General features: G+C 49.7%; 17 protein-coding genes and 1 tRNA gene. 6 read left to right on the forward strand and 12 right to left on the reverse strand.

Features of this window, described 5'->3' with window-relative positions:
- Window positions 1-5 precede the first annotated feature (5 nt).
- The 7 genes from GWK09_RS10025 to GWK09_RS10055 all read right to left on the reverse strand — a co-directional run bounded on the left by GWK09_RS10025 (window position 6) and on the right by GWK09_RS10055 (window position 5913).
- On the reverse strand, window positions 6-875 hold the full coding sequence (locus tag GWK09_RS10025; protein ID WP_163693248.1) for a hypothetical protein: 870 nt from the start codon (window positions 873-875) through the stop codon (window positions 6-8).
- Window positions 872-2194, reverse strand: a complete 1323-nt coding sequence (gene nrfD / locus GWK09_RS10030) for an NrfD/PsrC family molybdoenzyme membrane anchor subunit (protein ID WP_163693250.1) — start codon at window positions 2192-2194, stop codon at window positions 872-874. The genes GWK09_RS10025 and nrfD overlap by 4 nt, the downstream gene beginning before the upstream one ends.
- The gene (locus GWK09_RS10035; protein ID WP_163693252.1) at window positions 2191-3165 is read right to left on the reverse strand and encodes a 4Fe-4S dicluster domain-containing protein; all 975 of its coding nucleotides are present in this window, start codon (window positions 3163-3165) and stop codon (window positions 2191-2193) included. Before GWK09_RS10035 ends, nrfD begins: the two co-directional genes overlap by 4 nt.
- A gap of 14 nt (window positions 3166-3179) precedes the next feature.
- Window positions 3180-3452 (reverse strand): hypothetical protein, encoded by a 273-nt coding sequence (locus tag GWK09_RS10040; protein WP_163693254.1) that lies wholly within the window; start codon window positions 3450-3452, stop codon window positions 3180-3182.
- 13 nt (window positions 3453-3465) lie between these two features.
- A complete protein-coding gene (locus tag GWK09_RS10045) occupies window positions 3466-4323 on the reverse strand; it encodes a DUF5777 family beta-barrel protein (RefSeq protein WP_163693256.1) in 858 nt (285 codons plus the stop codon).
- A gap of 19 nt (window positions 4324-4342) precedes the next feature.
- Window positions 4343-4735: a hypothetical protein gene (locus GWK09_RS10050; protein WP_163693258.1), complete on the reverse strand. Its 393-nt coding sequence runs from the start codon at window positions 4733-4735 to the stop codon at window positions 4343-4345.
- Between the two features lie 146 nt (window positions 4736-4881).
- Window positions 4882-5913 carry a hypothetical protein gene (locus GWK09_RS10055; protein WP_163693260.1) on the reverse strand — a complete coding sequence of 344 codons (1032 nt, stop codon included), beginning with the start codon at window positions 5911-5913 and terminating at the stop codon, window positions 4882-4884.
- Window positions 5914-6295: 382 nt separating this feature from the next.
- On the opposite strand from GWK09_RS10055, the gene GWK09_RS15130 reads away from it, so the two are divergent.
- Both GWK09_RS15130 and GWK09_RS10065 read left to right on the forward strand, forming a co-directional pair.
- Entirely contained in the window at window positions 6296-6532 is a 237-nt protein-coding gene (locus GWK09_RS15130; protein ID WP_163693262.1) for a GIY-YIG nuclease family protein, read from the forward strand.
- A 394-nt stretch (window positions 6533-6926) separates the two neighbouring features.
- A tRNA-Pro gene (locus tag GWK09_RS10065) sits at window positions 6927-7000 on the forward strand.
- A gap of 456 nt (window positions 7001-7456) precedes the next feature.
- Here the strand turns inward: GWK09_RS10065 and GWK09_RS10070 are convergent.
- The 5 genes from GWK09_RS10070 to glgA all read right to left on the reverse strand — a co-directional run bounded on the left by GWK09_RS10070 (window position 7457) and on the right by glgA (window position 14595).
- Window positions 7457-7966, reverse strand: a complete 510-nt coding sequence (locus GWK09_RS10070; RefSeq protein ID WP_163693264.1) for a hypothetical protein — start codon at window positions 7964-7966, stop codon at window positions 7457-7459.
- Window positions 7967-8675: 709 nt separating this feature from the next.
- Window positions 8676-9449, reverse strand: a complete 774-nt coding sequence (locus tag GWK09_RS10075; RefSeq protein ID WP_163693266.1) for a hypothetical protein — start codon at window positions 9447-9449, stop codon at window positions 8676-8678.
- A gap of 347 nt (window positions 9450-9796) precedes the next feature.
- On the reverse strand, window positions 9797-12034 hold the full coding sequence (locus tag GWK09_RS10080; RefSeq protein ID WP_163693267.1) for a carbohydrate binding family 9 domain-containing protein: 2238 nt from the start codon (window positions 12032-12034) through the stop codon (window positions 9797-9799).
- A gap of 87 nt (window positions 12035-12121) precedes the next feature.
- Window positions 12122-13387, reverse strand: coding sequence for a glucose-1-phosphate adenylyltransferase (locus GWK09_RS10085; protein WP_163693268.1), 1266 nt, complete (start codon window positions 13385-13387; stop codon window positions 12122-12124).
- A 5-nt stretch (window positions 13388-13392) separates the two neighbouring features.
- Window positions 13393-14595 carry a glycogen synthase gene (gene glgA, locus GWK09_RS10090; RefSeq protein ID WP_163693269.1) on the reverse strand — a complete coding sequence of 401 codons (1203 nt, stop codon included), beginning with the start codon at window positions 14593-14595 and terminating at the stop codon, window positions 13393-13395.
- A gap of 482 nt (window positions 14596-15077) precedes the next feature.
- On the opposite strand from glgA, the gene GWK09_RS10095 reads away from it, so the two are divergent.
- The 4 genes from GWK09_RS10095 to GWK09_RS10110 all read left to right on the forward strand — a co-directional run bounded on the left by GWK09_RS10095 (window position 15078) and on the right by GWK09_RS10110 (window position 22994).
- Window positions 15078-17324 carry an APC family permease gene (locus GWK09_RS10095; protein ID WP_204260422.1) on the forward strand — a complete coding sequence of 749 codons (2247 nt, stop codon included), beginning with the start codon at window positions 15078-15080 and terminating at the stop codon, window positions 17322-17324.
- Between the two features lie 150 nt (window positions 17325-17474).
- Entirely contained in the window at window positions 17475-17885 is a 411-nt protein-coding gene (locus GWK09_RS10100; RefSeq protein ID WP_163693270.1) for an HYC_CC_PP family protein, read from the forward strand.
- Window positions 17886-17988: 103 nt separating this feature from the next.
- Window positions 17989-21774 (forward strand): efflux RND transporter permease subunit, encoded by a 3786-nt coding sequence (locus tag GWK09_RS10105; protein WP_163693271.1) that lies wholly within the window; start codon window positions 17989-17991, stop codon window positions 21772-21774.
- Window positions 21771-22994 carry a TolC family protein gene (locus tag GWK09_RS10110; RefSeq protein ID WP_163693272.1) on the forward strand — a complete coding sequence of 408 codons (1224 nt, stop codon included), beginning with the start codon at window positions 21771-21773 and terminating at the stop codon, window positions 22992-22994. Before GWK09_RS10105 ends, GWK09_RS10110 begins: the two co-directional genes overlap by 4 nt.
- The last annotated feature ends 1 nt before the right edge of the window (window position 22995 follow it).

Genomic DNA, 22995 nt, shown 5'->3' on the forward strand with positions numbered 1-22995 from the left:
GTTTATTAAGATTTAGAAATTTTATACAGGTTTCGGATTAAATACAGTATGGGACCCCAGGTTACCACAATGAGTAATATAGTGAAAATCACTATAAATATGGGTGTTTTGCTTCTCGGTGACCATAAGGTTCTCTCGTTAAAACTGGTATCCAGGACGATCGGCTTTCCATAGGGAGCTTCGACTATTGCTTTTACGGTACCGTAATCCTCGCTTTCGGGCAGTACCACTTCGATATTCAGAAGTCCATCTAACCCAGGGATACCTGCTTCAACAGGTACAAATACAGTGCCATTCTCGTCCGTATAATTAAATTCTTCACCAATTCTAAGGGGTCGGATCAGCCTCTGTACCTGTACCCTCAGGGAGACATCCGGTACCGGAAGCCCGGTGCCGGTATCGGTCAGGGTAGCCTCAACATAATTCGTACTATCCCTTTGCTCCAGTCGGGTCTCGATGCGGGCATCCCTGAAGTTTACGGTTCTGGAACCCCTTTTGAATTCGTCATTTCCTCCGAAGGATACACCCAGGGTATACATGCCTGTTGAATCGGCCTTCATTTCGGATAAGGGAGGCAGCATAAACCTGCTTTTTCCGCTCATATCGGTCTTTGCGCTGCCCAGGGGAAATTCTTCGTAATCGTATTCGTAGTACACCTCCATGTCCAGATCAGGAACGTCGACCATCTGCCGGTCTATACGGGAGATCACCTTGATATCCAGGTAACTCTGTCCGTCCATCACCTTGGTATAGTCGGCTTTGATCCGAACGCTGTTTTTTTCACTTTGAGCGTGTAACCCTGATATCAGAGTCAAGGACATAAAGATCGCGAGGGTAATACCAAAAAGGAATTTTATGGAAGTATGTATTTTCATGACGCGATCTTTTTAAGTGAGGCTTCCGCCTTCGTTTCCATTTCATCTGCTGTGCGTTGTACAGGCACGGCAGGAAGGAAACGGACCAGCAGGGTGATGATCAAAAGGGCCATGGCCAGGGTGGCTATGGTGATGATCCATTCGTGAGCGCTGGGAAAATAGGTGCGCCAGGATTCCGGTACTCCCTGAATCGGCATAAAGGGCTCCAGCAGGGTAGGAGTAATGATGATATAGCGTTTCCACCAGGAACCGATCACCACCACTATGCCAATAAAGAACATTGGCAACGGTTTACGGCCCTTTTTAAAGAGCAGTAAAAAGATGGGCAGCACCAGCCCTGCCAGGGTCACAAACCAGAATAGTCCGGCGTAGTGACCTGTGAGAAGGGATTCCAAATGTGCATCTTCCCCTTTCTTGGCAGTAAAGAATGGGATCACGTATTCGTTGATATTGAAATAGAGGTAGATGATACAGGCCAGGGTCAGCAGTTTCCCCATTTTGTCGAAGTGGCCTTCTGTAATATATTCCTCCAATTTGCGGGTCCGCCTGACGATGTAAATAACGGTTACCAATGCACCTATGCCGGCTACGAAAGCCCCGGAGATAAAATAAGGGGCGAAGGCAGAGCTGTCCCATCCTGTGCGGTAGGTGGTGGAGAACAACCAGGCATCAATGGTCTGTAACATGACTCCTGCTATCAGGATCAATACGGACAGCACCATGATGGATCTCGAGTGAAGGGCCTTTTGGGCAGAGCTGCCGGTCCATTTCAGGGAAAGCCTACCGTACCATCTGCTCAGCCGGGGTTTGGAGGTCTCGAAGTGTTTTTTCATGAGGGCAAAATCCGGCAAGAGAGGGAAATAAAGCATCAACAGGCTGATCACAATAAAGGTGGGGATGATGATGATGTCCCAGGTGATAGGCGACTGGAGTCGGGCGTGAATAAACAGGTTCATGACCCGGTCTGGCCTTGCCATGTCGATCGTAATAGTGATCCCGGCCATCACGATACAGGCCAGGGTAATGATCTCGGCGATCCTCACCAGGGGTGTACGCCAGGAGTTGTTGGTAAGCCTGAGGATTGCGACTGTCGCAGATCCTACGAAACTCGTAGCCACAAAGAACACAAAATTGGAAATATAGATCCCCCAAAGGGCGTAGTCCCTCATATTGGTCACTTTCTGGCCCTGTATGACCTGATCTGCGTAGGCCACTATACCCAGAATGACAAGAACGACCAGAAAACCTATCCAGGCCAGTCCGGTCTTCCCGAATTCCCTGGGAGCCAGATCCGATACGATGTCATCGAATTTTTTCATTCTTCAGAGGGTTTTTCAACAGATTCGAATTCCTTGAACTCGGACATACCTTCTTCAAAGTCCACCAGTCGGTCTACCGGAGGCAGATAATACACGCTGGGTTCTGTTCCCAGGCTTTCCAGCAGTCGGTATCCCGCTTTGTCTTCGAGCAGTTTGCTGAGCCTTAAGGTCTCTTCCCCGTTAGTGACCGTATCCTCGTATTTATCTCCAAAGTAGAAAACGCCATTGGGGCAGGCGGTGACGCAGTGGGGAAGTTCTCCTTCCTTCACCATGTGCGGACAAAAATCACATTTGTCTACAGTCCCTTTTAAACTGGGCCTGCCCGCATACTCGGGGGTAGGTTCTACACCGGTCATGTCCATATTCAGGGTGACTTCCTGACCGGGATCCCCCCAGTTGAAAACACGCGTAGAATAAGGGCATGCGGCCATACAGAAACGGCAGCCAATGCAGCGTTCATTGTCTATAAGGACCAGGCCATCCTCCCTCTTAAAGGTGGCATCCACCGGGCAAACTGTGACACAGGCAGGTTTGTCGCAATGCTGACACATAGTAGGTAGCCAGTAGGGTGCGGTATCCGCAGATTCCTGCATTTTATAGACCTTCAGCCAGGCATTGTCTCCTGTTATGTAGTGGTTCTTGTTACAGGATTGCTGGCATTTTAAGGCGTTTTTACATTTGGCAAGGTCTACTACCATTACGAATTTCCTGTTCGGGATCCCTTCCCTAACGTTGTAGTCCATGGAGTAGTGGTGGTGGTGCTCCACTTCCATTACCTCAGAGGTGTCTATCTCCACGATAGTGCCGTCCGTGGTCATGAGTTCCATGGTCTCCCCGGTCGGGGCTTTGTCATCAGGCGCGAATTTAGCCGACAGTTTTGACAGGCCTATTCCGCCCAACACACCGGCAACGCCGAGTTTTAAGCCTCGGTCCAGGAATTTTCGCCTCGTTTTTTTGTTGTTTTCGTCCATAATTGATAGCCTGCTTAACTCTTTTTATCCAGCCACTTCAGGAAGGTGGAGTTGGGGATATTTTTCTTAACGACCTTGGATTTCTTCAGCGTGTTGACCTTCACCTTAACAATGGTCCCATCGGGTTTTAAAAGGGTCTCGTATTGTTCTTCCCCTTCGTTCTTCTTCATACTGGTTTTCTTTTCTTCTTTAGAGAAGCCCAGGAAGGGAAGGAGGAGAGTGGTGCCCAATAGGGGGAGGAGCCCCCTTCTTGAGATGGGGTTGTCTTTTTTTGGTGGTTGTGCCATCGTTATATGAACATTAGAAATTATAGAGACGGGTTATGTTGAAACCGATCAGGAAATCCCCGTCAAAGAAATTGTTCTGGTTAAACATGATGTTCTTTTGAGGGACGATCCCCTGGTAGCTCGACAAGAACAATTGGAATGCGTGAGATGAGGTCCTGAACTCAACACCTACGCTGAATCCGGGTTCCGGATCCATATCCAGTTTTACCCCGTCCAGGTGATGGACAAAGGGCTGGGTATAATCCACCAGGATAGAGGTTTGTGAACTTACCTTATATCTGCCACCCAGAGACATAGCGACCACATCATTTCGCATACGCTGGGGAACCAGGTTGTAGTGGGAAACACTGGCGGAACCCTGGAGGGAGAGTTTTGAGTTGAATCTCCTGGAGATGATCAGCTGGTTAAAATAGGAATACCTGTGTTGTTCTACCAGGAATCTATCTGCACTTCTGGCGTCGATCACAAAATTCCCGTAGTAGGTAACGTTCACGGGTATCTTGTTTGAACGGGTCTGCCGTAGCAGGGCCACTTTCCAGTTAAAATCCTGCAGGCGGTCAAATTTGGTGGTCCCGTACCCCAGGGTCAGCCTTTCGTGAGGAGCATAGCTCAACGCGATCCTGATATTGGCCGGAGCCCAGATCCCGATAAGGTCGTTATCCCCTCCGTTCACGGTTCCGAACCGGTGTGCCATATGCACTTCCAGGGTGTTCTTGATAAAGGTGACATCGGTAGGGTTATCGATGATATACGAACTCTCAAATGCCGGCCTTTCCGGTCTTTCGACCACCTTTTCCACGATGGTGTCCTGTGATAACAGTGAGATGGGGGCTATCAGGAAAGAAACAAATATGAAGCTCAATTTTTTCATGTTGAAGGGTCTTATCGGGTTAATTGTTTTCGGCTCCACGGTCTATCCATGCTTTGATCAGGGCGATGTCTGCATTGTCCATGACAAAACCGACGTCCAGGGGATGTCCGTTCCCGGGTAGTCTTTGGTAAAATTCGCTGCCCTCGGCGTCTCCGGCTACGATCAGGGCGATGATATTGGTATAGGCATTACCGGCCCTTAGGTCGGGGTTGGCGACATTTCCGTTATGGCAGGCGGTACAATCCTTTCCGGTTTTTGAAAAAATGGGTGCTATGTCGGAACTGAATGATATGGGCTGATCTACCGGGATGTCGGGCAGTGGCTGACTCAGATCGATCTCCTGGTCGTAGTAGCACGAGAAGTTGAATACGATCAGGCTACTGATCAGAAAGAAGGAGATGCGCTTTTTCATTTTCTTCATTTTAGTTTTATAGATTTCCGGGTTCCATTCCCTATCATTAAGGTCACCTATTAGGCAGACCCGAATTATAATAAGAGATCCCGAAATTGGTTTTAAAAAGCCCGGGCAGGGAATAAGGCCCGGGCTTTATTTGATTGCTAATCCTGCAATGCCTCAATAGAGTTTTTGAGCAATGCCCTGGTGTAGTTCGGGTTGTGAATACCTTTACTTTGATCTTCCAAAAGGGTTCTGTAGTTCCAGGCCGCCTGACCTACTTCAGCTGAATATGTACCGAGTACGTAATAACCGTCTGCATCGAATATATTCCTTGCTGCTAGCAATGCTTCCAAGGTGGCCATATCTTCTGTAAAACCGGCTATCTCATCCGGAGCTCCGCTTGGGTGGCATGCGACACATGCTGCTGCAGTAGGATTCCAGGAGTGGATCCCAGTGCTGGTATCGGAAGATTCTCCCATATGGCATGCTACACAGGAAGAGCCTGTTCTGTGCGCTGCAGTTCCCACGGCGGGATAGGTTTCAGATCCGGGAATATTGGCAGCCATGATCCCTTCGAGCATGGTAGCCTGTGGACTGTGGTGAGGTCCGTAACGTTTATTAGTAATGGTCACACTATCTGTTCCTCCTGGAACGGGATAGCTGTTCCTGGGCTGGTGGCAGGTGATACAGTTGTTACTGGACCCTCCAAAATCAAGAACGGTGGCGTTGTCGATCACCAGGGTAACCGCATCAATATTTCTCAATGCATAATCAAAGCCGTCATTTTCAAAATCGAAAGTGCTGTGGCGGTCGTGGCAGGTGGCGCAATTCATGGGTTCTACATTGGAATATCCGGCAGTGTCCACCATTCCGGTTTCAATATAATCGACATAGCCTTTATCCCCATGACACTGGGCACAGTTGGCTGAACCTCCCCTTGCGAACGCTCCATCCTCAGCTGCGTGTTGTGAAATGGAGAAAGAGGCAAAGATAGGTTCTCTGGTGGCATTGGAGTGGCAGCTCACGCAGGAAGCGGTGCCATCAACCCCGTCAACCCCGTCTATTCCATCCCTTCCGTCTGCACCGGGAGGTCCGGCGATCGGATCGGGTATTTCGAGGTCACTGGTACATTGGATCATTAAAAATCCTGATGCTATGATCATCAGGCTGCGAAGGAGGTGTGAAGTTTTCATGTAATTCCCAATTAGATGTATAAATTATTCGGTGAAATTAGGGGTGGAATGAGAGCATTCATATGATTTTTATCATGTTTTAAAAAAATCTTAAAACCCCGTCTGATTTCTTAATTTACTGTTAAAATAAAAAAACTTTAAAAAAATCCAAATGTTGAATTCGTGAAGAAATTGTTATCCTTTTCCAGGAATGTTTTCTATTTTTGCGCTCGGATTTCTAAGTCGTATCCAATCTTTCATTGTTGATTCAGCAAGATGTGCTGCCTCCTCAAAAGAGTTTGGAATTTGGAACTTGGGATTTGGAATTTTTGTTCGAAAGAACATCCTCGGGATGTGGCGCAGTCTGGTAGCGTATCCCGCAGGGCGGGATGGTCGATGAGGGATGAGTTATTTAGTGTACGTTCTTTATAGTGAAAGACTCGAAAAGTATTATGTAGGATACACCAAGGATCTAGATGAACGGATGTCTCGACATAATACAGGGCGCAGCAGATTTACCTCAAAGGGTTTACCTTGGAAACTGATTAGAGTTTTCAATTGCACCTCGAGACTGGAGGCTATTCGATTGGAAAAGATCATAAAATCCAGGGGAATTAAACGGTTTCTTGAGGAGAATTAATCTGGATGTGGCTTATTCCCTGTAAATCAGGGACAGGCTGGTAGCGTATCCCGCAGGGCGGGATGGTCGCTGGTTCAGTCAGAACTATTGAATTGAGAATGATATTGGGCTTGTTCACTGCAGGGCAGGACAGGCTGGTAGCGTATCCCGCAGGGCGGGATGGTCGCTGGTTCGGTCAGAACTATTGAATTGAGATTGAAATTGGGCTTGTTCACTGCAGGGCAGGACAGGCTGGTAGCGTATCCCGCAGGGCGGGATGGTCGCTGGTTCAGTCAGAACTATTGAATTGAGAATGATATTGGGCTTGTTCACTGCAGGGCAGGACAGGCTGGTAGCGTATCCCGCAGGGCGGGATGGTCGCTCGCTCTTATTGACATATTGAATTAAAATTAATCGGGATGTGGCGCAGTCTGGTAGCGTACGCGCATGGGGTGCGCGTGGTCGCTGGTTCGAATCCAGTCATCCCGACAGTAAAGTAGAACCATCGTCTTTAGGCGATGGTTTTTTATTTTCCTGAACCGAGTGGAATTTATTCTGATGAAAGTCAGGAAAATAAAAAACGAAGTGAGCGCAGCTAAGGGGTTCACTTTACTGTCTACACCCTGCTCTGGATCACCCCCGGAAAGTAGAGCACAGCTCACTTTCGGGGCGTAATCCAGGCCAGCGCACCGGCTGGCTCCTCGCTAAAAGCGCTCCACTGGAGCCCTTTTAGTCGCTCGGCCCGGATCACGCGAGGAACGAGCGTAATCCAGGAAATCGAAAGCACCAAATTCCAATCCCGATAGTAATCGGGACTATCGGGACTATCGGGACCAAATTCCTAAGCTATAGGCCTGCAGGCAGGTTCCAAACCCATGGTTCAGAAGATCATTTTAACCCACATTACAATGTAGCCCGGATCCGAGTTAGCCCGGGAGATAAGGATCAAGAGGCTGATCTCATCGTACTGTGTTTGTGCATATATTTCCCAATGCGATTTTTCCATCTCTCTGCCCTCTCGATCTCGTGATCCTGAGCGTAAACTACCTCCTGATCGAAAAAGTTCAAAAGGGTACGCTTCTCGGGCTGAGCTGCGTAGATCAGCTCCAGGTCGACCTTTAACAAACGGAAATCGACTTTCCCCTTCGTTTTTTGTTTCGCCTGCTGGATCAGCACGTTACAGGAATTGATTGAATCCAGGGAGATCTCTTTCCTGATCAGTTTTCCTGTTAAGCTCCGCATGTAGATCAGCTTTGAACTCTTTTGATCGAGGCCCACAAAGGTATTTCCCCATTGTTCCTGTTCATCCAAGTGAAGTCCAAGCTTTCGCGCTTTCTTGTAAAAGAGTTTGTTTCTCTGTTTTGATTGTCGTTTCCCCAGATAGGCGATATAGAAAAACGGCAAGAATACGATAGTGATGAGTATGGCCGAAACGAGGCCCATTGAATAGTCCATAGTGATATTTTTTTAAATGAGTTTATGATGCTGAAATAAAAGAATGTGCAAATACCCCTGAGTGCAAGGGCCGGCGCATCACAAAAAACTATGGAAGGGGTACATCAAAAGCCTTTCGTATTGAAGGTGTTGATAAGGGGATGAAGAAGCACTTATTGAATGAAGAGTCCTGTAAACCAGTCGTTCAGCTGCCGGATTCACGAAACCGTGGGAAGGACTGTACCTGATGGTGGGCAGATCCTCCGTCGAGGTAATTATTTCTTCAGGAATGAGAACAAATGCGCGATCCTGAAGCTGCCCGCTATGTTCTCTGTTAGCAACACGGATCGTTTCGTTCTCTGTAACGAGTTTGTCTGGACAAGTGAAAGGAACTGTCCAAAGAAGAAATAGATTCAGGATGAGCTTCAAAAACCCCATGGAATCTCAAAATATGACTCAAAAGTACGTCATTTTTATATTCGGGAGACCAATCCAAACCTCTAAATTAATCCTATTAAATCCAGTACTGCATTAGATAATAAACTGGCATTTAAAATAGAGTGCACGCCATGGACTCGTGCCTTTTGTTTAATATCGAGCTTTCTAATGTCTGGAGAAAACTGCCACACAAAAAAAAGCTCGGATTATCCTCAATTACAGGATAATCCGAGCTTTTTTGTCGTCCCTAAAACATCTCAACGATGTCTTAATTCGATGGGATCAGGTTTTATTAATCGTCCAGCAGGTCGATGTGAGCCTTGATGGCATTGCGGATGCTTTGTGCGAGTTCATTGTTGCCATCGGGATCAGAAGGGCTGATCTCTATGGTCCCGTCCTGGTTTCCGTCCATGGCCTGGGTAAGGTCTACTCCGGCCGTGCCGTCAAAGATCAGGCTCAGATCGAAGTCGATCACAATTCCTTCGGGAGTTTCTGAAATGGCAATATCAAAGTTAGGATCTTCAAAATCCACTTCCACCTCATCCTCAAAATCATGCCAGAAGATAAAAGGGGTGCCTTGTACGGTTCCCTGTATCAGGACCGATTTACCGAAAAGATCACTGGTGGGATCCGTTCCCTCGTCAAACTTGAACTCCAGCTCTTCGAATTTACCCATGGGCAGGGTAACATTCAAAAAGTTGATCTGTCCCGCCATCAGGTCGAGTTCGAAAGGTCCGGCTAGTTCGATCTCATCCTCGAAATCGTAATAGCCGTCATCATCCCAGTCATCATTCTCGTCCATTTCGTAATCTTCGCCTGGATCTTCCATGTCGAATTCCAGTTCAAATTCCTTGAGGTTCATGCGGAAATCGGTGATTTCGACATCATTGTTGATACTCTTACCAGAGGCGGATTTACCGGTTCCGGCACTGCTGAAGGTACCTTTGGCACTGATACTCAATCGTCCCTCGCCTGAAGGAGTTTCGTCTTTTGAGCAACCTACCAGTGAAATGGCCAGCAGACTTGCAAATGCAGCAAAAAAATTGGTCAATCTGAAATGTTTCATCTTTAAGAGATTTGGGTTTTTAATAGAATTTACTTTTGTATATAAAACAACTCAGTTTAAAGAACTCCTGAAAAGTTTCTTATTTTTTTCAGAACCGACTGAAAAACGGACAGTTATAGTATGGTCCCTAATGCGCAAAAACATTCAAAAACAGGCGATTAGGTGTCTTTTTTGAAAGGGGTACGCCTGTGTATTTCCAACGAAAAATCTCATGGATATTGTGCTGAAGACCACAAATAATAATGGATCTAAGCCAAGTGCATGAGAATTTTAACTCCGATATACTTATCAGTTCTCAACAGAGACAGACCTTTTTGAGAGGCAGGAAAATCGGGCCGGAGCCTTAATCAGGGGTTACGCCGGATCCCGAAAATGAAAGTATGGATATATTTCACGAGAACCGACTGGTTGTTTACCGATGGCAAGGTTGGGAAGGTGCCCATGCGATCCGTGTTGTAGCCTGAATTCAGCACGATCCAAAGGTCCTGACCTTCCCGGAAATTGTAGCGGAAGCGTGCATTGAAGGAAAAAATATCCTGGGCCCCATTGTACTGGAAGAGTCCGTTAAGGGAAAGTTTGCGGTCCAAAGCGGTCCCTACCCGGAGTCGGGCTATATGGAAATCAAGTCGGTCATCCCTTGCATCAAACGTGCCGTTGTTGTAGACGTATTCCAGGTTGAGCTGGAGGTGTTTTGAAAGGTACCAGCTGGGGCTGATACTCAGACTGTGCAACCAGCCGTCGTAGAAGCTCCCCGTTTCATATTCAATCCCCGTGCGCAGGGTACGGTCAATAGCCTGGGTGTAGCGTGCGCCTATCCTGTAGAAATCGTATTGCCCTACCGGGAGTATCACGCCCTGTGCCAGGCTAAATTCCGAGGTCAGCCTTTCGTAAGCCTTGGTAAACTTCAGTCCCCCGCTGTCCTGATTCCGCCTGGTAAATGCCCATTCCAGACCGTATTCTGAGGAGATCACCCGATCTTCCCTGTTGTCCAGAAAGGTATTGCCAAAGGGTTGGAGGGTATGAAAGATAAAAGGCCCCTTCTGGTTCAACCATGTCTGGGAGAGGAGGGCGGTTACGTATTTGAAATTGCTCCGGTCTACAAAACCGACTCCGGGGTTGTAATTCTCCCCGGAAAAAATGGTCCCCAGGGTATACCCCAGTCCCTGTCTTCGCCTTCGGGTCATTTCCAGGGCCAGCCGGCCATTTTTAAAATTGTCCGAGGCCCCCTCGGGAAGTCGGCTGTCAAAGGCCTGGGCCCATTGCACCGTCAGGTAGTCATCTCCCGCCACCCGGATCAGTCCGTCCAGGCCATAGGCCAGGTTCGATTCGCCGTTTGCATCAAGTCTGCTCGTAAACATCGCCCCCAAAAAGCTGTTCTGGTTGAATACGCGTTTTCGAACGCGCAGCACCCCGAAATTCTCTGAGGGGATGGTGTCCAGGGACTGGGTTTGCATGTCGAGCAGGCCGAAATCCCAGTCGTCCGACCTACCTATAAGCCGGATCCCCCCGTAGATAGGCACCTGTTCCCCTGTACTGGTCAGGCCGATCCGCCTGCTGAAGAAAAGTCGGCTGATCCCCCCGGTCCGGAAGTCAAAGATGGCAGAGCGCTCCTGGAAGAACTGCCGCTTTTCCGGAAAGAACAGGGAGAACCGGGTCAGGTTCACCAGTTGGTCATCGGCTTCGGCCTGGGCAAAATCCGTGTTGATGGTAAAGTCGGCCGTCAGGTTATTGGTGATGGAGTATTTTACGTCACCCCCCACATTCCATTGGGTATCCTTGTTTTCCAGGTAGGCGTCTCCCGATTCATTGAGTGTAAAGCCCCGGTCATAGCCCCCCAACACATAAGGGGTGACATAGATGGTTTTGCTCGGGCGTATGCCGGTAAACACGATTTTTTGGGCCAGGGAAGGGCGCAGAAAGGCCCAGTTGGTAATCGGCGGTACGGCCGGGAAAACGAGTCGTTCGTTCTTGTGGGCGATCTTGCGTTGGACGATGATCCCCATGGTGACCTGCCCGTCAATCTCCTGAAAACGAAGACTGGTAAAGGGGATCCTCATCTCTGCGGTCCATCCCTGGTCGCTCATTACGCTTTCGGCATCCCAGAAGGTATTGAAGTCCCGGTTGAAGGCACCTCCTGAAGAAAGGGTACTCACAATGGCATCATTGAATACTTCCGCATCGTTTCGTATCCCGGTAGGGGTGGTGGTGAAAATGTACCCCGTCTGGTTGTCATTGTAGGTATCCAGGAGTATCTCCAGGTGGTCCGACCCCGCGATGCGGTCCCGGTAAAGGGAAGTAGCGCGAATCTCATTTTCGTGGCTTTCAAAGGCGCGTATAGAAACGTAGAGGTAGGTATCGTCGAAGGCCAGACGGATCTCAGATCGTTCCGTGGGAGGTTCACCTGCCCGTGGCTCGTATTGGACCAGCGGCAGGGGTTCTATGGCTTCCCATTCGGGTTCGTCTACTTTCCCATCAAAGTGGATGTTACCGACCCTGTCAATGGACATGGGAGGTCCCGCCTGGGCGGAGATGTCCAGCAGACCTGCCAGCAGGAAGGCGATGAAAATAAAGCGTTGCAGCTTCACGACTCCCTAAGGTAGCGAATATTCGCATGGGTATGATGAGGGAGCCCTGTTCTTTTCTGATTCGGTAGCTGGATTAGTTCCGAAGTATCAGATGACTGTGCCCCTTGGGATCACTGCCCCTTTTTTCAGTACAACGATGCCATCCCGGACAACATAGGTATCTGTCTCCTGGTCTTCCAGGTGGGAGCCCCCTTTGATGGTCACATCATCCCCAATACGGCAATTCTTGTCTACAATGACGTTCTCGATATGACATCGTTCCCCTATTCCCATCAGGATATCTATCTTGAAATTCTCAATTTCCTTCAGGGTTTCGTAATAATCACTACCCATGACATAGCAGTTGCGCACCACGGAATCCTTACCTACCCTGGTGCGGATACCAATGATTGACCGCTCGATGCTGGCGGCGTGGATAATGCAGCCATCTGCAACGACGGCATTCGTCATCTTTGTACCGCTGATCTTTGTGGTTGGCAGCATGCGGGCACGGGTGAAAATTCGATTATTCTTGTCGTACAGGTTGAACTTGGGGATCTCGTCGCACAGGCCCAGGTTGGCTTCGAAAAATGAGGAGATGTTCCCGATATCCGTCCAGTAGCCTTCAAACGGATAGCTCAGGGTCTTGTGCTTGTGAATGTTTTGAGGGATGATCTCCTTGCCAAAATCGACCGTGGAAGTATCGTTCATCAGATCGATCAAGAGGTCACGGTTAAAGACGTAGATCCCCATGGAGGCCAGGTAATGCCTGCCCTGGGATTTCATTTCCTCGCTCACATCCGAGGTCCAGTCGGGCAACAATTCCGTGGCGGGTTTCTCGATAAAGGAGGTGATGTTGTTTTCCTCGTCTGCTTTGAGGATACCGAAGGCCGGGGCGTCATTCGCGTGTACCGGAATGGTCCCTATAGTGATCGCTGCCCCACTCTTTACATGGGCTTCGAGCATGAGGTTGTAATCCATCTGATAGAGCTGGTCCCCTGACAGAATAAGGGCATAGTCAAAATCGTGGCGTACGAAATGGTGCATACATTGCCTCACGGCATCTGCCGTTCCCTGGTACCAGGTAGTATTTCCTATGGTCTGTTCAGCGGCCAGGATATCCACGAAAGCCGAACTGAAGAAACTGAAGTGATAGGTATTCTTGATGTGTTTGTTGAGGGAGGCCGAGTTGAACTGGGTGAGGACAAACATGCGTTTGATCTCAGAATTGATGCAGTTGGAGATCGGTATGTCTACCAGCCGGTATTTTCCCGCAATGGGTACGGCTGGTTTGGACCTCGATTCAGTAAGCGGATATAATCGCGTTCCCTGTCCGCCTCCAAGTATGATAGCCAGTGTGTTTGTATTGAGCATAAGAGTCAAATTAAAGTTTGATATAAATTTTTGACCTGCTGGGCGATTGCTTCCCAGTCAAAGGTCTCTTCCACGCGTTTTCGGCCGTTCACTGCCATTCGGTTTCTCAAATTCTCATCCCGGATCAGTGTGTTGATACCTTCGGCCAGGTCACGCGCAAAAGCATCGGGGTCTACGGGTTCGAAAGGGGCCGTTTTCTGCTGTTCCAGGGGAACCAGGATTCCGGTCTCCCCGTGCACGACGACTTCCTTGATGCCTCCCACGGCACTAGCCACCACCGCTGTTTTGCACGCCATGGCTTCAATGTTGATGATCCCGAAAGGCTCGTAGATAGAAGGACAGCAAAAGACATCGGAATGGGAGTATAATTGGATGACCGATTTTTTGTCGAGCATCTTGTCTATCCAGATGACGTTATCCCGGGTCTTCCTGATGGCCTGAATGCCCTCTTCCATTTCCTTTGCGATTTCTTTAGTATCCGGAGCACCGGCACAGAGCACCACCTGTGTATCGGGATCTATGTATTGGATGGCGTTCATCAGGTGGATGATCCCCTTCTGACGGGTGATCCTGCCCACGAAGAGCACATAGGGTTTTGAGGGATCCACCCCGTACTCCTCCAGGGCCGAGGTGTCTTCGGTGACCTGGTATTCCTTTAAATTGATGCCGTTGTATATTACCGAGATCCGGCTCTCATCCACATCGAAGAATTTCAGGACGTCCTCACGGGTCTCCTCGGAGACGGCTATGATGGAATCAGCCATCTCAATAGCGGTCTTTTCTATCCAAGAAGAGGCATCGTACCCAAGGCCTAGCTGTTCCCGTTTCCAGGGTCTGAGCGGTTCCAGGGAATGAATGGTGATCACCAGGGGTTTTCCATAACACAATTTAGCCACGATCCCCGCAAAGTGGGCGTACCAGGTATGGCAATGGACAATATCTGCATCCACTTCTTCTGCATTAAACTGCACGCAGGTATTCAGGGTCTGCAATACCCCTTTCAGCTTGTCATCGGTTTTGCTGAAGTCAGGGCTGTCATAAGGGAAACCCTTTACGGAGAGCTGGCCGGAGGTCTCGTCCTGGTCACCGAAACAGCGGACATCCACCTCCATCAGTTTGGAGAGTTCCGCTGCCAGGTATTCCACGTGGACCCCGGCTCCTCCATAGACGTAAGGAGGATATTCCCTGGTAAAAAACTGTACTTTCATTCAAGAGCGATTAAGGTTTGTTCTGCGCGGTTCGTTCAAATCCTGCATGGCGAATTTCATTCTACCAAAGTAAGGATACGCGGCCGACTATGGCAGCACTTTACAAAAATTTTGACACAAACTTACTGAGCAATGGGATAGGATCTGCCTGGGCTTTTGATTCTCTATCATGCCGGAATGCTTACGTCCTGCCATTTGATCGAATTGACTACCAGATTCCGGGCCTGCGGATCATATCGATCTCAAAATAAGAATTACCCCTTAATTTACGAATGATAAATGTCACAATATGTCACAGGAGCAACAATTTGGTCCTGGCATTACGGAACGGGAATAAGGAAACACTGGCGGAATTTCCCTGAGATGTTGGTCTGATGCCTCCGCAACCCCATTGATTTCATTATCATACGCGGGAAATCTGATAGAACAGGCGACAAAAATCACAAAATTGAAGTATCTTCAATACGTTCTAAAGGGCGCCCATGAAATCTCAAATGGATAAATCCCTTTCTGCGACCAAGGCAAACTTTGGTACGCTTCCCGTATTCCTGACGGCCATCTCGACCATCCTGGGAGCCGTGATGTTCCTGCGTTTCGGTTTTGCGGTTGGTTCTGTGGGTTTTGCCGGCACCTTGCTCATCATCATCATTGGGCACCTGGTGACTATCCCCACGGCCATGGCCCTGGCGGAGATCGCTACCAACCAGAAGGTAGAAGGAGGAGGTGAGTATTTTATAATTTCACGATCCTTCGGGGTGAATATAGGAGCGGCCATCGGGATTGCCCTCTACCTCTCCCAGGCCATCAGTGTGGCCTTTTACGTCATCGCCTTTGCCGAAGCCTTTGAGGCCATCAAGCCCTGGGTGGAAAGCGAGCTGGGTTACATCCTCTACGACAACCGCCTCTTCAGTATCCCGGCCATGATCGGACTTATCTGGCTTATGGTAAGCCGGGGAGCAGACCTGGGGATGAAGGCGCTGTACGTAGTGGTGACCATCCTGGCGATCTCCCTCGTCCTGTTCTTCCTGGGCAATACGGAGTATGCCGAGGTATTCGATGCCTCACAACTTTTTAAAGGGTCGGATTCCGGATATGGATTTTTCTTTGTTTTCGCGATCATCTTTCCTGCTTTTACGGGGATGACAGCCGGAGTAGGGCTTTCCGGGGATCTTCGGGATCCCAAAAAAGCGATTCCCGTAGGTACCCTGTCTGCTACCATCATCGGAATGATCATTTACGTATTCATTGCCTATAAACTGGCAAGTTCCGCATCTCCGCAGGACCTGCTCAACGATCAGCTGGTGATGAGCAGGATTGCCCTCTGGGGACCGATCATCCCTATCGGCCTGGCGGCTGCTACCATATCGTCTGCCCTGGGCTCCTTTATGGTCGCCCCAAGGACGCTACAGGCTATTGGAGGAGACAAGGTCTTTCCGAATCGGTTCCTGAACCACTGGGTCTCCAGGGGGAGCCATAAAAGCAACGAACCCCGCAACGCCACCATATTGACCAGCATCATCGCATTTGTCTTCGTTTTGATGGGCGATGTGAATGCCGTGGCAGAGATCATCTCCATGTTCTTTATGGTCACCTATGGCTCTCTTTGTCTGATCTCCTTCCTCCAGCATTTTGCGGCAGACCCTGCATACCGGCCTTCCTTCAAATCGAAGTGGTACCTCTCCCTTCTGGGAGCCGTGATGTGTGTCTATCTTATGTTCAAGATCAATACGCCCTATGCTTTCGCGGCCATCCTCGTCATGATAGGCCTGTATTTCTATATCTCTTCCAAAAGTGACTCGAAAAAGGGGATGGCCAGTATTTTCCAGGGGGTGATCTACCAGTTGAGCCGAACCCTCCAGGTATTCCTTCAAAAAGCGGACAAGGCCAAGTCAGAAGAAGACTGGAGGCCCGCCGTACTGTGTCTTTCAAAAGATTCCTTTGAACGCTACGGGGCGCTCGACCTCATGAAATGGATTTCCCACCGCTATGGCTTCGGGACTTATATCCATTTCGAAAAGGCCTTTTTTTCCAAGGAATCCAAGGCAGCTGCCGAGGACAAATTGCAGAAACTTATCCATATCGCCTCGGCTAGCAAATCCAACATCTTCCTGGAGACCATCATCTCACCCTCCAACACGGCCGCAATCGTACAGGCCATTCAACAACCGGGTATTTCGGGAAAACCCAATAATATGATGCTCTTTGAATACAAGAAAGGGGAGAAGGAGTGGCTGGGCCATATCCTGGACAATTACAGCGTCCTGAAGGCAGCCCATTACGACCTTTGCATCCTGGCCAGTTCAGACCGGGGTTTTGGCTTTCACAAAGACATCCACATCTGGATTCAAAAGGAGGATTATGAGAATGCGAGCCTGATGATCCTTCTCTCTTATATCATATTGGGGCATTCAGACTGGAAACACGGGGAGATCAAGATCTACGCCACTTTCCCTAAGGAACACCTGGCCCGTGAACAGGAACAGCTCATCAAGCTCACCTCCAGTGGGAGGCTGCCGATCTCAGCCAAGAATATACGGGTGATCGCTGTGGAAGAGGACATGGACCGAAAACAACTGATCAATGGATATTCCATGGATGCCGATCTCACCCTGATCGGGTTCCACGAAGGGAACATCAAAAAAGAAAACAATCTGGATGTCTTCTCGGGATACGAAGAGATCGGAAATATTCTGTTCGTGAATACCTTTACCTCGAAATTTATAAAGTAACTTTTGTCATTCCTTGTTGCGACCCTCTTCCACCTGGTATGGATTTGGGATTTTTAAAGGACTACGCTCCGACTCTTTTATACGAACTGGCTTCCTAAACTTTTCACAACCAGTGCAATAAATGCATTTATTTTGTAGTTTTGTAGGCGTATGCATGCAGTTTTACACAAAATGGGGGCTCTGGCCCTGGCCTTTATGGTCCTGTTCTCCACGATGTCTTTTGCCGTGGATATGCATTTTTGTGGAAAGACGCTGGTAGATCTGAAGTTCTATCAGCAAGCAGATTCCTGTGGCATGGAGATGGCCGGTATGGAGATGGCCTCTGACAAAGCGGAATCCCATTGCTGCAGTGACGTGGTCCTGGTGATTCCCGGGCAGGATGACCTCCAGGCTTCATTTGACACCCTCTCTTTCGAACAGCAGACCTTTCTGGTCTCCTTCGTACATACCTATTTTCTGCTTATACCCGATTTGGAGGAAGCGCAGGATCCATTCATGGATTATGCTCCGCCTCCCCTGATCCGGGATGTCCAGATCCTGGACCAGACCTTCCTTATTTGATCTGAAACTTACCAAAACTGTCCCTGTTGTCATTGCAAGAGGGGATCGGGCAATTTTAATATGCCCAGAGTCAAGGAATTTCTAAGTTTAATGATCAAAAACCATGCTCAACAGAAGTATTAAGTTCCTGATAGAAAACAAGCTGGTAGCGTTTATCCTGCTGGTCCTGTTCCTTTCGTGGGGGGTAGTGAACGCCCCCTTCAACTGGAAAACCGGGATCCTTCCCTCAGATCCGGTCGCAGTCGACGCCATTCCCGACATAGGAGAGAACCAGCAAATCGTCTTTACCGAATGGGAGGGACGATCCCCCCAGGACATCGAGGACCAGGTAACCTATCCTCTAACCAGTTCCCTCCTGGGTATTGCTGGCGTGAAGACCATCCGGAGTACCTCCATGTTCGGGTATTCCAGCATCTACATCATCTTTGAGGAGGATGTGGAATTCTACTGGTCCCGGAGCCGGATCCTGGAAAAACTCAATTCCCTTCCCTCGGGGGTGCTGCCAGAAGGGGTGACCCCGTCCCTGGGTCCCGATGCCACCGGGTTGGGGCAGATCTTCTGGTATACCCTGGAAGGTCGCGATCCCGATGGGAATGTGACAGGGGGGTGGGACCTGCAGGAATTGAGGAGCATACAGGATTTTACCGTTAAGTATGCCCTTTCCTCAGCGAGCGGGGTTTCGGAAGTAGCCTCCATAGGCGGGTTTGTCAAGGAATACCAGGTGGATGTGGACCCTGAATTGATGCGCCAATACAACGTCAGCCTTGCCGACATCGCCCGGGCAGTAGGCCAGAGCAATCAGGATATCGGGGCCCAGACCATTGAGATGAACCAGGCGGAATACCTCGTCAGGGGGCTGGGCTTTGTGAAGTCGGTAGCCGATGTGGAAAACGCGGTGGTCCGATCCGAGGACTTTACGGCCATTCGGGTAAAAGATATCGGAAAGGTAACGCTGGGGCCAGCCACCCGCAGGGGGATACTCGATAAGGAAGGTGCAGAGGTAGTCGGCGGTGTCGTGGTGGCCAGGTATGGGGCAAACCCCCTGGAGGTCATAGAGAATGTCAAGGGACAGATAGACGAAGTGAGTGCGGGACTTCCCTCAAAGGTTCTGCCCGATGGCAGAACCTCAAAGGTGACGATCGTTCCCTTTTACGACCGGACGGAGCTGATACAGGAAACCCTCGGAACCCTTAATGAGGCACTCACCTATGAGGTACTGATCACGATTCTGGTCATCGTCATTATGGTCTTCAACCTGAGAGCCTCTATCCTGATCTCCGGACTTCTTCCCCTGGGGATCCTCATGGTCTTCATCGCCATGAAGCTCTTTAACGTGGATGCCAATATTGTAGCCCTTTCGGGTATCGCCATCGCCATAGGCACCATGGTGGATGTGGGGGTCATCCTTGCAGAAAACGTGATACGGCATATGGAGGATCCTCAGCTCACACAGGGGGAAGACGGAAAAGAATACAGTACGGATGAGATCGTGTTCAATGCGACCTCCGAGGTTTCCGGCGCCATCCTCACAGCGGTCATGACCACCATCATCAGTTTCCTGCCGGTCTTTACCATGATAGGGGCAGAGGGCAAACTGTTCAGACCCCTGGCCTTTACCAAGACCATGGCGCTCACGGCTTCCCTGGTGATCGCCCTTTTCCTGATCCCGCCATTTGCGGCATGGGTGTTTCGAAAGAGGAACCTCAAAATGCCATTCAGGCAGATCCTGAACGGTGCCCTCGTGGTGGTTGGACTGGCCTCCATCGCAATGGGATACGGTCTCGGTATCCTGTTGGTCGCCTTCGGTGCTGCAGGGCTCTGGTTCGGAAAGATGAAGGATAAAAACCCCCGGTTTTCCATTGGGGGAATTCCATTCAACCTGACACCCAATGGGGTTAATATCTTCCTGGTCTCCGTTGGTATTGTCTTCCTGCTGGCAGAATATTGGAGACCCCTGGGCTTTAACAGGAGCATTGCGGTAAACCTTATTTTCGTTGCCCTCATTTGTTTCGGTCTCCTTGGGATCTTCGCCCTCTTTAAAAACTATTACTCCAGGATCCTAACATGGGCCCTGGCGAACAGGTTACTCTTCCTCTCGATACCGGCTATCGTCCTTACCCTTGGGACACTGATCATGGTCAATACCGGGAAGGAATTTATGCCATCCCTGGACGAGGGGACGTTTCTACTTATGCCCACTTCCCTTCCGCATGCCGGTGTAGAAGAGAACAGGAGGGTCCTGCAACAACTGGATATGGCGGTAGCCTCCATCCCCGAGATCGAGACGGTCGTCGGCAAATCCGGGCGTGCAGAATCGGCTTTGGATCCTGCTCCTTTATCCATGTATGAAAACGTCATCCAATACAAACCCGAATACATGCGAAACGCCAAAGGCGAACGCCAGCGTTACCGGGTAAACGATGAGGGGTTGTTCTTGCTGAACAATGGCAATTTGGTTTGGAATCCGAACCTCACAGAGGTAGACGAGACCAGTATCGACCTGTCGAAATTTCAGCGGAGTGCTACCCGGGAGGAACTGATCCCGGACAAAGGGGGAGAGTATTACCGCAACTGGAGGCCCGAGATAAGGAACCCCGGTGATATCTGGGATGAGATCGTGAGGGTCACGCGCCTGCCTGGCGTGACCTCGGCACCGAAGTTGCAACCTATAGAAACCCGCCTGGTTATGTTACAGACCGGGATGCGGGCTCCCATGGGGATCAAGGTCAAGGGAAAGGACCTGCTGGAGATCGAACAGTTCGGCCTGCAGCTCGAATCTCAGCTGAAACAGGTAAAAGGGGTAAAGCAGGAAGCCGTTTTTGCGGACCGAATCGTAGGGAAACCCTACCTTCTTATCGACATAAAGCGCGAGCAACTTGCCCGTTATGGGATCACGGTGATGGACGTGCAGGAGATACTGCAGGTGGCCGTGGGAGGCATGCCCCTAACCCGGACCGTGGAGGGACGCGAGCGTTATGCCATCCGTGTGAGGTACCCCAGGGAATTGCGGGACAGCCCTGAAGACCTGAAGAAGATCTATGTGCCCGTAGAAAAGGGCAGTCCCGTTCCCCTTGGAGAACTGGTAGATATACGATATGAGAAAGGTCCACAGGAGATCAAGAGCGAGGACAGCTTCCTGGTGGGCTATGTGCTATTCGACAAGCTCGATGGATTTGCCGAGGTGGATGTGGTAGAAAATGCACAATCCTTCCTGAGAGAAAAGATCGAAAAAGGTGAACTGGTGGTGCCTGAGGGGATCAGCTACCGGTTTACGGGGACCTATGAAAATCAATTGAGAGCAGAGAAGACCCTTTCGGTCGTGGTACCTCTGTGCCTCATCATCATCTTCCTGATCCTCTATTTCCAATTCAGGTCCGTTTCCACATCCATGATGGTCTTCACGGGGATCGCCGTGGCTTTTGCCGGGGGTTTTATCATGATTTGGCTCTACGGCCAGGGCTGGTTCCTGAATTTCGAGCTGTTCGGACAAAATTTGCGGGATCTTTTCAACATGAAGACCATCAATCTCAGCGTGGCTGTTTGGGTAGGATTCATCGCCCTTTTTGGTATTGCCACGGATGATGGGGTGGTCATGGCCACGTATCTGACCCAGACCTTTGACCAGGAGGAGCCAAAGGACAAGATCGGGATAAGGCGCTCTACTCTGGAAGCCGCTGAAAAGCGCATCAGGCCATGTTTGATGACCACGGTCACCACCATCCTGGCCCTGCTCCCTGTGATGACTTCCTCCGGGAAGGGCAGCGACATCATGATCCCTATGGCGATCCCCATTTTCGGGGGGATGGTCATTGATATTACCTCCTATTTTATCGTACCCGTGCTGTACAGCTGGAGAAAGGAATTACAACTAAAACGACTAAACCCATGAAGAGGCTGAGATATCAATTATGTCTGTCGATGCTTTTATTCATTTCAGGCATTCGTGCACAGGATCTGCAATCCTACATCCGGGAAGCCGAGGCCAACAATCCGATGATCCAGGCTTCTGAATTGAGGTACAGCATTGCCAAAGAAAAGATCAATGAAGTGAACACCCTGCCCAACACCAGTTTTGGCGTAGGCTATTTTGCCAGTGAACCGGAAACGCGTACCGGTGCCCAGAGGGCCAGGTTCTCGGTCAACCAGATGCTTCCCTGGTTCGGTACCATAACCGCCAGGGAGAACTATGCCAGTTCCATGGCAGAGGCCGAATACATGGAAATAGCCATTGCCAAGCGCGACCTGGCCCTTTCCGTGGCAAGGTCGTATTATGAACTCTATGCCATACGGGCTAAACAGAAGGTCCTGGATGCCAATATCAGGTTGTTGGCTACTTATGAGGAACTGGCGCTGAGATCCGTTGAGGTGGCTCAGGCCTCAGCAGTGGATGTGCTCAGGCTACAGATACGTCAGAATGAGCTCAGGCAACAGAAAAGGATATTACAGGAAGCGGATCGGGCAGAGCAGGCTCAATTCAATTACCTGAGGAACCAGAAGGAGACCCTGGCCGTTGAGGTGGTTGACGAGTTGGCATTGCCAGAAGAAGACCCTGTGCAATCATTTGGCCGACTCGAGCTCAATCCCGTATTGCTCAAATACGACCGTTTGTTCGAATCCGTCATGCAATCCGAGGCCCTCAATCAGAAGGAAAGTGCCCCGGACCTGGGAATCGGCCTGGATTACGTGCCGGTATCCGAAAGGAAAGACCTGCAAATTCCGGATACGGGGAAGGATGTGATCATGCCTATGGTGTCGGTCTCCATTCCGATCTTTAACAATCGATATAAATCGGTTTCCCTCCAGAATGCCTTGAGGAAGGAGGAGATACAGTATCAGAGACAGGACCGCCTCAATACCCTGAAATCAGCCCTGGCCCGTGCTAAATCGGCAAGAGACCAGGCCAGGATCTCCTACGATATACAAGGAAAGAACCTTAACCAGGCAAAGGATGCAGAGACCATCCTTTCCAAAAGCTATGAAACGGGGACCATCGATTTTCGGGATATCCTCGACCTGCAGGAATTACAGCTAAAGATCCAGTTGGAAAGGATCGAAGCCACCAAAAACTATTACACACAAAGTTCAATCATCAATTATCTAATTCAATAAT

Origin of the sequence: Muriicola jejuensis (assembly GCF_010671595.1) — a bacterium.
GTDB classification, from domain to species: domain Bacteria; phylum Bacteroidota; class Bacteroidia; order Flavobacteriales; family Flavobacteriaceae; genus Muriicola; species Muriicola jejuensis.